Consider the following 13,318-nt stretch of genomic DNA (forward strand, 5'->3'; position numbering starts at 1 on the left):
TTTTTAATGGGATCGGAATCTTACCTTTCAAAATATTGTATTCTTGATGACTGAATAAAGAAGCATGGCTGAGAAACAACGAAAAATTTCCAAAGAAGCACGTGAATGGATCATCCTGATCGCAGTAGGATCGTTCCTTTATTTCACAGGGCTTCATACGACCGTGATCGGCACCTTGCAGCGGGGGATTCTGGCCACAGGCATCATGCAACCTTCACTGGAGCAGGAGATGAAAAAGGCCTCATATGATCTTTTACTGGAAGACATGGAAGGCAACCAAGTGTCCTTGTCTTCTTTGAAAGGCAAAACCATCTTCATGAACCTATGGGCTACCTGGTGTGCACCCTGTGTCGCGGAAATGCCCGACATAAACGGGCTGTACGAGCAAATGAATGGTGAAGTAGCTTTTGTCATGCTTTCAAGGGATGAAGATGAGGCTAAAGCCAGGAACTGGATTTTACGCAAAGGCTATGATTTTCCAGTCTACTTTCAACGTTCGGCCATGCCTCCACAATATCAGACCGGTTCTATCCCGACTACTTTCGTCATTTCCCCTAAAGGCAACATTACTGTAACGCGTTCGGGTATGGCCAAATACGATACGGAGGAATTTAGGAATTATTTGGCTTCTCTCAACTCAGACGACCTGCTCAATCCCAATTTAACTGACCGCTAGAAAGTCCCAGGTAGGTACACAATCTATAAAGGATACGCGCCCCTACATTCGCATCCCACTCATTTTCCCCTGGACCTACTTCTGACAGGTCAAATCCAATGATCTCTTTACCGGATCTGGCTACTGCTCGTAATAAATAATCGGCTTCTTCGAATGTAAGTCCTCCAGGAACTGGAGTACCCGCATTAGGACATAGAAAAGGCTGCAACCCATCGATATCAAAACTGATATAAACCCGATCGGGTAACGTTGCAATGATTTGCTCCACCCAATCATGCCAGGAATGCCCCTGCATCATACCGGCTTTCACCTGATCGTCATAAAAGACATGGATCGGATTTTCGGACTGCTTGATGAAATTCACTTCCTCCTCGCAATAATCCCGGATACCTACTTGCGTGATCGACTGAATTCTTTCTAATCGAATGGCATTGTACATGATTGAGGCATGGGAAAATTCGAATCCTTCATAAGCTTGTCTCAAGTCCATGTGTGCATCAATCTGCAGTATACCAAAACTCTGTTGATCACTCAAAGCCTTTATCAAACCCAGCGGAGTAGAGTGATCACCTCCTAGAAAAGCGACCTTTTTTCCTCTGTCCAACCAGGTACTGGCCAAATCATGGCCATGCAAAAACATTTCCTGGCAAGCCTGGTTGACCATCCTAAGTTGATTAGAATCAACTGGCTTGTCTTGCTCAAGCTCATCAATGATGGCTTCGGCCAATTGACGACTTTGAATGTTGTCTTTCTCAAACAATAAATTCTCAACCATTGCCACGGGGTAAGACCAGGGTCTTTCCACCCCATAAAGCTCAAAATCCAATTGAACAGAAGCATCCAAAATGGCCTTTGGCCCCAAAGCTGTACCTGCTCCATAAGAAACGGTAACATCCCATGGCATCGGAATAATGATCAGGTCGGCATCTTCTGGTTGATAAGGAAAACCAAACAGACTGCCTTTTATGCCTACTCCTGACGGATCAAAATCGACCATCAACTGATCTCTCTTGGAGAAACGTAGCGATCCAGGTTCCCGGTTTTCTCACTTGCTTCAGCCCAATCAAAGTCGGAGAATGTAATGATGGCCATACTTCCAGGTTCCATGTTGACAACTGGAGATCCTGTGAGGTACTCTGCGAGGTAAGTAATGGAAGGATTGTGGGCCACCATCATCGCCCCATTGATATCATCGGAAATGGCATTAACCGTCCTTAAAAAAGTCCGCACCGAAGCTTCATACAGTTCCGCATCTTGCTGAACGCTACCTTTGCCTAAGGATTCGTTGATTAATTCCGCGGTGGTTTTGGCTCTCAATGCCGTACTTGAAATAATTTGATCGATAGAAAATGCTTGCTCATCCACCCATTTCCCTAGGCGTCGGGCGACTCGTTCTCCTTCACCAGTCAGAGGTCGTTGAAAATCACTTGCAGTCGTATTGGCTGCTTCGGCGTGTCTTACGAGATAAAGTTTCTTAACCATTATTATTGCGGCGGCGTTAATCAGAGGGTTGAATTACGCAATTTATCCATTGAATGCCAAAGTTCACTTGGAGTTTACAAAACATTGGTTACATCTTTGGCGCCGTAAAACACGACTATTATGGGGAAAAATCTTGTCATTGTAGAGTCTCCTGCGAAAGCAAAGACCATTGAAGGCTACCTGGGAAAGGACTATGAAGTCACTTCCTCGTATGGTCACGTCCGGGATTTGCCAAAAGGAGAAAACGCAATTGACATAGCGAATGGCTTCAAACCGACCTATGAAGTTTCGCCGGACAAAAAAGATGTCATCAAAGAACTAAAGAAACGATCCAAGACAGCCGAGACCATCTACCTCGCGAGTGATGATGACCGTGAAGGAGAAGCCATTTCGTGGCACCTGAAAGAGGCTTTGGAGCTGCAGGAGTCGAAAACCAAGCGGATCGTATTTCGTGAGATCACCAAAAAGGCAGTAACCAATGCTATCGAAAATCCTCGAGGGATAGATCTGGATCTTGTCAATGCGCAGCAAGCCCGTCGTATCCTCGATAGATTGGTAGGGTTCGAACTGAGCCCGATCCTCTGGAAAAAAATTAAAACTGGCTTGTCCGCAGGCCGGGTACAATCCGTAGCCGTACGATTGGTGGTAGAACGTGAACGTGAGATCACCGACTTCAAACCAACTGCCAGCTTCAAGGTCGTGGCTAATTTTTCGTTGCCGAAAGGCAAAGTACTGCAGGCGGAATTAGGAAAGAAATTTGATAATGAAGCTGACGCTCAGGCGTTTTTAGATAAATGTGCCGAGTCTACTTTTTCCATCGGCAACCTGGAAACCAAACCAGGCAAGAAATCGCCAGCTCCACCATTTACGACTTCAACCCTCCAACAAGAGGCCAGTAGAAAGTTGGGTTACTCTGTGGCTTATACCATGTCTTTGGCACAGAAGCTTTATGAAGCAGGTAGGATTACTTACATGCGTACGGATTCCGTGAACCTCTCTCAGGAAGCAGTGACTGGTGCCAATACGGAAATTGCCGGAGCTTATGGCAATGAGTACATTCAGAATAGAGCTTATAAAACCAAATCTCAATCGGCACAGGAAGCGCACGAAGCCATCCGCCCTACCGATTTTAACAAGCACAAACTCGGGACTAATAACGCAGAGAATCGACTCTACGAGCTTATCTGGAAACGAGCCATCGCCTCTCAAATGGCGGATGCTCAACTGGAAAAAACCACAGCTACCATCGATATTTCAAAAGCTGATGAAAAGCTGGTCGCACGTGGTGAGGTGATCAAATTCGAAGGTTTCCTAAAAGTGTACCTGGAATCTCAGGACGATGATGGTGAAGAAGATGAGGACAACAAGTCCATGCTTCCGCCATTGAATATCGGGCAGGACCTGGACTTAAAAGACATGACTGCCAGAGAGGGCTTCACCAGACACGCACCACGCTATACGGAAGCCAGTCTGGTGAAGAAACTGGAAGAAATGGGCATCGGTCGACCTTCTACTTACGCACCTACCATCTCTACCATCCAGAAGCGGGAATATGTATTGAAGGAATCCAGAGAAGGGCATGAAAGACAATACACCGAACTGACCCTGGTCAATCAAAAGATCGAACGAGCCACTAAAACAGAGATTACGGGCGCGGAAAAGAATAAGCTTTTCCCTACCAATATTGCCATGATCGTGAATGACTTCCTGGTAGGTCATTTCCCCAATGTGATTGACTTCTCGTTTACAGCGAATGTAGAACAGGAATTCGATGATATTGCCCATGGAAAAGTCTCCTGGGACAAGATGATTGAAGCGTTTTACGGACGTTTCCATTCACGCGTAGAAAGCACGGAAAAAATTGAACGTTCTGAAGTCCCAACTTCACGAGAGCTTGGAGATGACCCTAAGAGTGGCAAGCCTGTGACAGTGAAAATGGGCCGATATGGTGCTTACGCACAATTGGGGGCCAATGAGGAGGAAGCGGGTGAAAAGCCACAATATGCCAGTCTTCGCAAAGACCAATTCATCGAGAACATCACCCTTGAAGATGCATTGGAGTTGTTTAAACTACCACGTGCACTTGGAGAGTTTGAAGAAAAGCCTGTTCAGGCCAACACTGGTCGTTATGGTCCTTATATACGTCACGATGGCAAATTTGCTTCACTGAAAAAGGAGCAGGATCCTTATACCATCAACCTGGAAGAGGCCATCGAGTTGATCCTAGAAAAACGAGAGGCAGATGCAAACAAATACATCAAGACTTTCGATGAGGATGATCAGTGCTTTGTATTGAATGGGAGATTTGGACCTTACATCAAGTTTGGAAAGAAAAACGTCAAGATCCCAAAAGACAAAAAACCCGAAGAACTGACCTACGAAGAGTGCAAGGAACTGGCCGAAAAGACTCCTGAGAAAAAAGGACGAGGTAGGAAGAAGTAGTCTTCCTAACTTGATCGGCAGGGAGGATAAAAACTCCGTCTGACTTCTCAACAGGCCGAACTTTCTTTGATCCTTGCGGTTTCTTCTCCATGATGAGGTTTTCACTAATTATTATTTTGGTACTGGCAGTGATGAGTTTGCAAGCTCAGGACAAAAAGCGTGCTTTCTCACCGTCTATTGGATACGTACGTAAACTGGATTCTTTTGTAAGAAATCCGAACGGAGTTCATATTGGCATCAACATGTATCGTAAAAATGCCAGGCGTTTCAGCTCTGACGTGCAACTTTCAGCGAGCCTTACAGGAAACAGGATCAACACTTTTGCCGGGATCAACGCATTATTTGGGGTGCGGTATTATTTCATGAGTGATGAAAAAACTATCCGACTTTTTACCAATTTAATGGCTGGAGCAGCCTTCACGTCAGAATCAGGGGGTGATTTTATTGAAAACATATTTCGCCCAGGCTACTCTTTAGGTTTGTATTTAGAAATCAATGATATCGTCTTCGGAACCGCCATTGAAAGCCCTGAAAATTTCTTCGTGAAGGTGGGATATGTGCTAAGGTGAGTTGAATTCAGTTCACTCAGACTTCCGCTTGGGCCTCCACCGTCTTTTCTGCTTGTTTTTGGGCCCTTCGGTCTTTTTAGGCCGAGGCTTTTTCTGCTGATGCTGTCCCTGCTTAGAAGCGGCTCCAACATCCGTAGCTTCCTCTGTTGGCTCAAAGCCTCCCATCTCTTCACAAGGAATTTGCTGATCGATCAATTTTTCAATTTCTCGTAGGTATACCACTTCATCTTCCGCGACCAACGATATGGCCACGCCGTTCGCACCCGCCCTACCTGTTCGTCCGATCCGATGGACATAGTCCTCCGGCACGTTGGGCATCTCAAAATTGATCACATGTGGCAATAAAGGAATATCTAATCCCCTCGCAGCAATGTCCGTAGCCACCAATACCCGGATTTCATTGGCCTTGAAAGAAGCCAGCGCCTTAACTCGCGCAGCCTGGGTCTTGTTGCCATGAATGGCTGCTGCGCTGATATCTGCTTTTTGCATCTTCTGCGCCAGCCGGTTAGCACCGTGCTTGGTTCGAGTAAACACCAAAACTTGTTGCCATTTACCACCGGCAATCATGTCCAGGATCATGTCCGTTTTCCTTTTCTTATCTACCCGATAAGCCTTCTGATTGATGAGCTCCACAGTAGTATTTTCCGGAGTAGCTTCCACTGTGACCGGGTGAAAGAGAAACCCTTTGGCCAGTTTCTTGATCTCCGACGAAAAGGTAGCCGAAAAAAGGAGGCTCTGACGCTTTCGAGGTAGTAGAGCCATGATCTTCTTGATGTCATGGATGAAGCCCATGTCCAGCATTCGGTCCGCCTCATCGAACACCAGAATCTCTATTTGCTTTAACGAGATCAGTCCCTGACCATGTAGGTCTAATAAGCGGCCCGGTGTAGCAATGAGGAAATCCACTCCTCTTCGCAACTGCTCTACTTGCTTAGATTGTTTTACGCCTCCAAAGATCACCGCGGAACGGATATCCAGGTATTTGCCATAATCTTCGGAATTTTCCAGGATCTGTGCCGCTAATTCTCGTGTTGGGGTAAGCACCAATGCCCGGACCGGGCGCTTTTTCTGAGGTTGCTGTTTACTCAACAACTGTAGAATCGGAAGTGTAAAACTTGCGGTCTTCCCTGTTCCGGTTTGAGCAGAGGCCAGTACGTCCTTGCGCTGCAGGACTACCGGTATCGCTTTCTGCTGAATGGGAGATGGTTCGGAATAACCTTTATCGGTAATGGCCCGCAAGAGCGACTTGGACAGGCCTAATTTTTCAAATGACATAAATAGCTTTTACCAAATGACGATCCTTTGGCAAAGTGTCATTTCAGTTTGAAGGCTCGAAGGTACTGCAAGCTTGTTGCTATTGCGGAAAGTGGTTGAGATATATTTTCAATTCAAGGGCTTAAGTCCATCCAGTACCCAAGGCATGAGTTCAGATACAGTAGGATGCACTAAAACAACTTCGCGATAACTTTTACATGGAATCTGGCTGTGCATGATGGCCGCAAACATGTTGACGATCTCATCACCTCCTGGCCCTAAAATGGCAGCACCCAGAATCAGATCTGTTTCCTGATCGACAATGAGCTTGGCAAAGCCTTTGGTCTCGCCCATTTCTTTTGCCCTACTGATCCTCGACATGGCCCGGGTGGCTTTCATGATTTTATATCCTTTGGCAATAGCTGCTTTCTCTGATAATCCAACTTTGCCAAGTGGTGGATCTGTAAACAAACCATAGATCGGAATGCGATTGGAGATCTTTCTTTTTCCACCGAACATATGATCCAACACAATCTCGGCATCATTGACCGACGTATGGGTAAAGGCTCCGTGGCCATTCACATCTCCTACGGCATAAACTCCTTCAACTCCAGTTTGGCAATAGTCATCTACTTCAATGAAGCCTCTATTATTCACTTTAAGGCTGGTATTTTCTAAGGTTAACTTATCACTGTTAGACGTACGCCCCGCAGCAATCAATAGGTGAGACCCTGAAAGTGTTTCTGCCTTGCCTCCACTTTCCAACGCTAGTGAAATACCATTTCCTTCTTGTCCTGCCGCATTCACACTGGTGTTCAATCGAACATCGATCCCTTCTTCTTCAAGGAATTCCTGTATAGCATCCGCCATGTCTTTGTCTTCCTGTGGCATCAGCTGATCTCCTCGCTGCAAGATGGTCACCTTTGCTCCGAATCTTCGAAATACCTGCCCGAATTCTACGCCAATATACCCACCGCCAACGATCATTAAATGTTCAGGGACTTCCTGTAAATCCAATAAGCCGGCACTATCCATCCATGGTACTTCGTCAATCCCCTTGATCGGCGGCACTCCCGGACGGGTACCCACGTTGATGTATATCTTTTCACCAGTGATCCGATCTCCATTTACTTCAAGGATCTTGTCTTCCACAAAATTGGCCCAACCTCTGATCAGGGTCACGTTCTTCGTACTCTCCATCCATCCGGTCAGCCCATTACTACCACCATTCCGGATTTCATTCATTCGCTCCAGCACACGGCTAAAATTGAGTTTGATGTCTCCTGTCTCAAATCCATAGAATTCTCCTCGCCGGGCCATGTGCAGTGCTTTGGCAGAAGCCACCATGGTTTTGGTCGGTGTACATCCATAGTTCACGCAACTGCCACCCACTTTGGCACCTTCGATTACGGCAATGCTATCGCCTGTTGGAATTAATTTACCGAGAAGCGTACCAGTAGCTTGTCCGGTCCCGACGATGATGTGCTGGAAAGTTTGCATGGAAATGGGGTTAGTGCTAAAAAAATCAAACCCTTAATTTCCGAAAATTCTAATTAAAATGACTCTTTGATTTGATCTTGGTTGTCGTGTTTTTGGTATAAAGTCCTCTGGCGAACTTTATTTCATCGGTTTATTTGATTAAGCCTTCGTTTTCAGCCAGTCTAAAACCAGATCAAGACTATGATCGAAGATCGTGAACCGAACACTTTTCAAAAACTCGATTCTCGGCTCCAGAAAAGAAACCATTTCTTCTCTTGGCATCTCTACCATTGGACTGTAAAAACAAATACCCAGGGCGAGCACGCAGCCTAGCAGAACGATATTTTTACGGTTTCGAGTTACTTGCATCGGATGATGATTTGCTTCATTAGTTTATCTTTCTGCTGATTTATTACAGTTGAACTGAAATAAATTTGAATTTTCTTCTACTAATGTTCTAAACGCGTGTCTCAGGCCTTTTTTAAGACGTTTGTCACTGAAAATATCGACCTGATCCGGCATATCTGTCGGGCATATGCGCGCAGTGAAGAAGAATTAAAAGATTTTATTCAGGAAGTGACCGTTCAACTTTGGAAATCTCATGAGCGATTTGAGGGAAAGTCGCAGGTATCGACCTGGGTTTACCGGGTGGCACTGAATGTGTGCCTCTCTCTGGCCCGGAAAAACAAACGCGAGATCCAAACTTTTTCATTGGATAAAGTAGATGTCTCCGAAGACATCTCCAGCGAAGAAAAGGAACAGATCGAAATGTTGTATGCAGCTATTAGAAAATTGAAAGAAGGTGATCGGGCTATCATGCTGTTGTATCTGGAGAATAAGAGCTACAAAGAAATTGCTGAGATCCTGGGTATGACAGTCACGAACGTAGGGGTAAAAGTGAATCGATTGAAAAACCAGTTAAAGAAGATGATCAATGGCTGATATCGATATTCAAGGATTGTGGGCAAAAGGTAAACAGGCCAACCGATCGAACGAGCCTGAAATTGATATTGACGAGGCGATCAAGGGAAAATCCAGAAATACCTTGTACTGGATCAAGGTGATCTTATGGATAGAGTTCTGGATCAATGTGATTTCTTTCCCATTCATCGTCTTGATGTTCCTCGAAATGGAATCTTATGGATTCCTGATTTTCTTTTCGCTGCTGGTAGCCGTCTATTTGGTCTATTACTTATTCCTGATCAGGTCCATCAATCAATTTAACTACCTGGCTGATGTAAGGAGCAGCCTCAAGAAACTCTACAAATACCTTAACTTCTACCTGCTTCACTACAAAGTACTGATCTGGACAGTATTCCCGGGAAGTTTTATCTACGGCCTTTGGTTGGGTATCGAGCAAAGTGGTGAAGATTTTCCCAGGGATGCGCAATCGTGGTTAAAACTGATAGGCATAAGCATTATCTGCATTGGTCTGATGATTCTGATTGGAAACTGGATGGTTAACCTCATTTATGGTAAAAAGATCAAGCGACTAAAAGGCATGGTAAAGGAGTTGGAAGAGGCTGGGTAGTTAAAGTCAATATTCATTCAATCTTCTATGAAATCCTCTTTATCTACATTACTTCTAATTGTTATTATTTCCTCCTCTCTAGCTCAGGACAGAGAAGCATTTAATAACATCCTGGAATCTTATTCCATGACGTTCAATATGCCTACAGGTTTTTCAGAAACGGCCACTAAGGAGAATGATGACCTTTACTATTATTATGCCATCAAACATGACTCCCTCAACATTGAGATCAGGTACACGTTCTTTTTCATTCAGGATGAGTTAGCACGTGAATTAGATTCCGGAGAAATTGCTGCTAACCCCAACAAAATGTACATCAGCCTGACCTCTGTTAACCAATTGAACTTGTCCGGTGGGAATGAATATCAGGTGACCCGATTTAATCCTGAAGCTGTTCAAGAGGAATTTGGAGCAGACGATGGTGGCACCACTTTTTTTCCATTGAATTCCGGTTTTGGAGAGGGATATCAATATTGTGTGATGAACATCCTTCACAAAAGAAGACGTAGCCGATGCCTTTATTCTCATTCTTTTTGATGATCAGGAAGTTTATCAAAACCATCTTCCCGAAGAGGCATTTTACTCGCTCAAGTTTAAGTGATGTATATTGTCAGACTAGCCTGAAATCATCGAATCCTCATTTTTTAGTACCCTGAGTTTTCTTAGAATGACCACATTCAGAATGATTTGGACGAATAACGAGATGCAAGAAATAAGCAAAACCTCATCGATCATTTCAATAGGAAAAGTGTTTGAATAACCAAAGAATACTACCAGTGCTGTAAACCCGGTTTGATTGAAACCATGCACTCCATCTGGGCGAATCAAACTGAAGATCAGAAAATTAGTGGATGAGAAAAGTAGCATCAGACGCTGACTATGGAGGTATTCCAGATTTAGACCAATTTTAATCTGGGAAACGATTAATGGAATAACCACAATCGCTATAATGATCATCAATAATCCCACATTCAGTATGGAAGCAATTACGGTAATAACCATAGTCATCCAGAAATAAATCTTTATAACGCTCATCAATTGCCAGATATCCCAAACCCTTCCATAATCACCTCCTCGGCAGGTTTTCCTTGTGGGGTAAAGTCAAATTTAGATCCTCGGTGAGTTTATTGAAATCGCTGCGATTTTTCCAAAGGTATATTTCTTAATATGATTAGAGCGATGATCTAATCCAACTCATTCATCTCTAAGGTAATGAATTGGGTTTTTAGAAATTACCTGTTGTATGATCCTGCCTGTCGTAATGATCCCAATAATTAGAACCAGGAAAAAGCCAATGAGCGTTTCCTCGGTTCCGATTGGAGCTCGTTTCCAGAAATCGACAAGCAAGTGCGTATCGGCGATGTAAATAGCACCAGGTACCGCTATCAAACCTGCAATAACGGTCATAATAAAGAAATTCCTGGAGAGTAGCACACCCAGATCTAAGCTGCCTGCTCCAAGTATTTTACGAATGCTGATTTCTTTTATCCGATTTTCAGCTGAAAAAACGGCCATACCCAATAACCCTAAGGTTGAAATGACCACCGCGAGAAATGCCAGGAATGAAATCGTAAGAAATTCACTTTTTCGAGACTGGTAACTGCGGACGATCATATCATTATAGAAACTGGCATTGAAGGGATGAACAATATCCAGGGGGTTGTAGATCTTCTCAATCTTACTAATGGTCCCCACCAGATCACTCGTCTCAATTTTCAGGTTTAATGAAGTATAATTCGAATGATCGCTGGTTTGAAGAAAAGCAAAAGGTTCGAAAAGCATTTTCGTCAAACCAATACTTACGGTTTCCTCTGTGACGCCAATGATTGTCAACTTTCGTTTATAATACCCGATCTGTTTCCCAATGGCCTCCTGAGGAGATCCCAGGTTTAATTTTTTGAGAAAGGATTCATTAACAATGATCTCTTTGGGCTGTTCATTTGGCCCCAGGTCTCGATCAAATGATCGCCCTTCGATCATGGTAATATCATGCATCTGCAAGTAATTGCGATCTACACTATTTACAAGAAAGGGGGTTGATTGAGAAAGATCTTCATTTTTCGCTATGGATATTTTGAGGTTATCTCCACCTACGCCAAGTACCCATGAAGATTTAGATATCTCTGTTATTTCCGGAAGTTGCTGACATCCATTTTCAAGGATATCAATATAGTCTCCCTCGACGATTACAGATAGAATGTTTGTCGGGTTATAACCATGATCGTAGTTGAGAACAAATTCATACTGATTTCTGATCAGTATTGCCGTAGTAATCAAACCGATGGATATGGCAAACTGTGTAGCGATCAATACATTTCTCAGGCTCACCCCGCTATACATTTTCAACTTGCTTGCATCCCGAAACAGGCTGTATGCATTTATTTTGGCATGAAAAAATGCAGGGACGATTCCAGATAAAAAACCAATCGTAAGTGCTAGTCCCAAAAACAACAGCAGATGATGGTTTTTTACTTCCAATAAAAACATATTGTGGCCACTGGACCAATCGATTGACAGCTTCAAGAATTCTGGCCGAAGCCACAAGAACAAACAAAAACCAACACCCAAAGCAAACATTGAAAGGATCACGGCTTCAGTCATGAACATAGTAAACACCTGGGGACTGCTAGCTCCATTGACTTTTCGAATACCTATCTCTTTCGTTCTTCTGATAGCACGAGCTAACGAAAGATTGGTATAATTAAAGCAGGCAGACAATACAATGATCAATGCCAGCCCCATCATCACCCATGATCGACGTTGTGAAAAAGTGGGACCGACAATACCTCTGAAAGTGTCACTGAACACAAAGCTTTCCATAGGCTGAAGCTGATGAGTGATGGGATGTTCTATGGTTTGATTGTACCCATCAATCATTTGTGCCATGATTTGATCGATCATTCGGGGTGGCTGATCGGTAGCAAGGAGTACATAAACATTGGCATCACTTAACTCACCAGGGTTGCTTTTCAGGTTCTTAACATATGGATCAGTAACGTGTTCTTCCAAAGTGCTCAAGGAAAAAATTGCATCGAATCGAAGGTGCGAATTGACCGGGGGATCTTCAACCACACCTCTAACGATCGCCTTTTCAATGAACTCATTTTTGAAGACTTCAATCACTTGCCCCATTGGGTCTTCTTCTCCAAATAACTTTTTTGCCGCCTGCTCTGTGAGTACTACTGCATTCGGCTCATTGAGTGCAGTCATCGGGTTACCATGTTTGAGTGCAAATGAAAAAACCCTGAAAAAATCTGGCGTACCATAAAAACCATCAACTGATATGCCCTTTCCGCTGGCCACAAGGTCTGCCTGCAAATCATCTATTAGAATCGCAACTTCCTCAACACCCGAAACTTTACTTTTCAGTTCATTACCTATAAAAAAAGAGGCCGTTGCACGATTGATCTCCATCGAATGTGCTCCACCGACTTGAGTGCTAGTCACACGAAAAATTCGGTCTCGGTGCTGATGGAAATCATCAAACGCAGACAATTCTGAATGAAATATGAGCATCAAAATCGCAACTGACATGCTAATTGCCAGCCCAAGCATATTGATGGTGGAGAAGGCAGCTTGTTTCCTTAGGTTCCTCATCGAGGCCTGAACATGATTCTTAAACACACCATAATAATTCAAACGGAGACTCCCTTCTAGGCTCTTCATTAAGGAAGGACGAAGGAGCTTAATAATTTCTATGGTCAATTTCCAATAAGCCACTTTGACGCCTTTGGTCTTCACGTAATGTTGAAAAATCTCAATCAAGTCTCCTTCTACATATCTTTTGATCTCCGGGTGACAAAACCAGTTAAACAGATTCAATAAAAACTTCGGTGGTTGCTGTTTCATATGAGTGATGGGTTTAAGATCGGGTTTCTTCTAATG

General features: G+C 43.9%; 13 protein-coding genes. 6 read left to right on the forward strand and 7 right to left on the reverse strand.

Annotated features, from left to right (window positions below; genetic code table 11):
- The first annotated feature begins 64 nt into the window (after positions 1-64).
- Positions 65-676 carry a TlpA disulfide reductase family protein gene (locus tag R8G66_15700; GenBank protein MDW3193816.1) on the forward strand — a complete coding sequence of 204 codons (612 nt, stop codon included), beginning with the start codon at positions 65-67 and terminating at the stop codon, positions 674-676.
- Here the strand turns inward: R8G66_15700 and R8G66_15705 are convergent.
- On the reverse strand, positions 651-1,673 hold the full coding sequence (locus R8G66_15705) for an agmatinase family protein (protein MDW3193817.1): 1,023 nt from the start codon (positions 1,671-1,673) through the stop codon (positions 651-653). The genes R8G66_15700 and R8G66_15705 overlap by 26 nt on opposite strands.
- On the reverse strand, positions 1,673-2,158 hold the full coding sequence (locus tag R8G66_15710) for a histidine phosphatase family protein (GenBank protein MDW3193818.1): 486 nt from the start codon (positions 2,156-2,158) through the stop codon (positions 1,673-1,675). Before R8G66_15710 ends, R8G66_15705 begins: the two co-directional genes overlap by 1 nt.
- Before the next feature lie 120 nt (positions 2,159-2,278).
- Here R8G66_15710 and topA point away from each other — a divergent pair, with 120 nt between their 5' ends.
- Both topA and R8G66_15720 read left to right on the forward strand, forming a co-directional pair.
- Entirely contained in the window at positions 2,279-4,600 is a 2,322-nt protein-coding gene (gene topA / locus R8G66_15715) for a type I DNA topoisomerase (GenBank protein ID MDW3193819.1), read from the forward strand.
- Between the two features lie 89 nt (positions 4,601-4,689).
- Positions 4,690-5,169 carry a hypothetical protein gene (locus tag R8G66_15720; GenBank protein ID MDW3193820.1) on the forward strand — a complete coding sequence of 160 codons (480 nt, stop codon included), beginning with the start codon at positions 4,690-4,692 and terminating at the stop codon, positions 5,167-5,169.
- Between the two features lie 12 nt (positions 5,170-5,181).
- On the opposite strand, the gene R8G66_15725 is transcribed toward R8G66_15720, so the two are convergent.
- The 3 genes from R8G66_15725 to R8G66_15735 form a co-directional block, all read right to left on the reverse strand.
- The gene (locus R8G66_15725) at positions 5,182-6,444 is read right to left on the reverse strand and encodes a DEAD/DEAH box helicase (GenBank protein MDW3193821.1); all 1,263 of its coding nucleotides are present in this window, start codon (positions 6,442-6,444) and stop codon (positions 5,182-5,184) included.
- 108 nt (positions 6,445-6,552) lie between these two features.
- The gene (locus R8G66_15730; GenBank protein ID MDW3193822.1) at positions 6,553-7,923 is read right to left on the reverse strand and encodes a mercuric reductase; all 1,371 of its coding nucleotides are present in this window, start codon (positions 7,921-7,923) and stop codon (positions 6,553-6,555) included.
- Positions 7,924-8,061: 138 nt separating this feature from the next.
- Positions 8,062-8,271, reverse strand: a complete 210-nt coding sequence (locus tag R8G66_15735) for a hypothetical protein (GenBank protein MDW3193823.1) — start codon at positions 8,269-8,271, stop codon at positions 8,062-8,064.
- A 96-nt stretch (positions 8,272-8,367) separates the two neighbouring features.
- On the opposite strand from R8G66_15735, the gene R8G66_15740 reads away from it, so the two are divergent.
- Genes R8G66_15740 through R8G66_15750 form a run of 3 tightly spaced genes read left to right on the forward strand, consistent with a single transcriptional unit; the run spans position 8,368 to position 9,970 of the window.
- The gene (locus tag R8G66_15740) at positions 8,368-8,844 is read left to right on the forward strand and encodes a sigma-70 family RNA polymerase sigma factor (GenBank protein ID MDW3193824.1); all 477 of its coding nucleotides are present in this window, start codon (positions 8,368-8,370) and stop codon (positions 8,842-8,844) included.
- On the forward strand, positions 8,837-9,433 hold the full coding sequence (locus R8G66_15745; protein MDW3193825.1) for a hypothetical protein: 597 nt from the start codon (positions 8,837-8,839) through the stop codon (positions 9,431-9,433). The genes R8G66_15740 and R8G66_15745 overlap by 8 nt, the downstream gene beginning before the upstream one ends.
- A gap of 27 nt (positions 9,434-9,460) precedes the next feature.
- Positions 9,461-9,970 (forward strand): hypothetical protein, encoded by a 510-nt coding sequence (locus R8G66_15750; GenBank protein ID MDW3193826.1) that lies wholly within the window; start codon positions 9,461-9,463, stop codon positions 9,968-9,970.
- 78 nt (positions 9,971-10,048) lie between these two features.
- Here R8G66_15750 and R8G66_15755 read toward each other — a convergent pair whose 3' ends face one another.
- Both R8G66_15755 and R8G66_15760 read right to left on the reverse strand, forming a co-directional pair.
- Positions 10,049-10,468 (reverse strand): hypothetical protein, encoded by a 420-nt coding sequence (locus R8G66_15755; protein MDW3193827.1) that lies wholly within the window; start codon positions 10,466-10,468, stop codon positions 10,049-10,051.
- 159 nt (positions 10,469-10,627) lie between these two features.
- On the reverse strand, positions 10,628-13,282 hold the full coding sequence (locus R8G66_15760; protein MDW3193828.1) for an ABC transporter permease: 2,655 nt from the start codon (positions 13,280-13,282) through the stop codon (positions 10,628-10,630).
- Between the last annotated feature and the right edge of the window lie 36 nt (positions 13,283-13,318).

This window comes from Cytophagales bacterium, from assembly GCA_033344775.1.
Classification (GTDB): Bacteria; Bacteroidota; Bacteroidia; order Cytophagales; family Cyclobacteriaceae; genus JAWPMT01.

What these genes read in the sequence shown, in the direction of transcription:
- R8G66_15700 (MDW3193816.1), top strand. Translation starts at nt 65, where the DNA reads ATGGCTGAGAAACAACGAAAAATTTCCAAAGAAGCACGTGAATGGATC.
- R8G66_15705 (MDW3193817.1), bottom strand. Translation starts at nt 1,673, where the DNA reads ATGGTCGATTTTGATCCGTCAGGAGTAGGCATAAAAGGCAGTCTGTTT.
- R8G66_15710 (MDW3193818.1), bottom strand. Translation starts at nt 2,158, where the DNA reads ATGGTTAAGAAACTTTATCTCGTAAGACACGCCGAAGCAGCCAATACG.
- topA (MDW3193819.1), top strand. Translation starts at nt 2,279, where the DNA reads ATGGGGAAAAATCTTGTCATTGTAGAGTCTCCTGCGAAAGCAAAGACC.
- R8G66_15720 (MDW3193820.1), top strand. Translation starts at nt 4,690, where the DNA reads ATGATGAGGTTTTCACTAATTATTATTTTGGTACTGGCAGTGATGAGT.
- R8G66_15725 (MDW3193821.1), bottom strand. Translation starts at nt 6,444, where the DNA reads ATGTCATTTGAAAAATTAGGCCTGTCCAAGTCGCTCTTGCGGGCCATT.
- R8G66_15730 (MDW3193822.1), bottom strand. Translation starts at nt 7,923, where the DNA reads ATGCAAACTTTCCAGCACATCATCGTCGGGACCGGACAAGCTACTGGT.
- R8G66_15735 (MDW3193823.1), bottom strand. Translation starts at nt 8,271, where the DNA reads ATGCAAGTAACTCGAAACCGTAAAAATATCGTTCTGCTAGGCTGCGTG.
- R8G66_15745 (MDW3193825.1), top strand. Translation starts at nt 8,837, where the DNA reads ATGGCTGATATCGATATTCAAGGATTGTGGGCAAAAGGTAAACAGGCC.
- R8G66_15750 (MDW3193826.1), top strand. Translation starts at nt 9,461, where the DNA reads ATGAAATCCTCTTTATCTACATTACTTCTAATTGTTATTATTTCCTCC.
- R8G66_15755 (MDW3193827.1), bottom strand. Translation starts at nt 10,468, where the DNA reads ATGAGCGTTATAAAGATTTATTTCTGGATGACTATGGTTATTACCGTA.
- R8G66_15760 (MDW3193828.1), bottom strand. Translation starts at nt 13,282, where the DNA reads ATGAAACAGCAACCACCGAAGTTTTTATTGAATCTGTTTAACTGGTTT.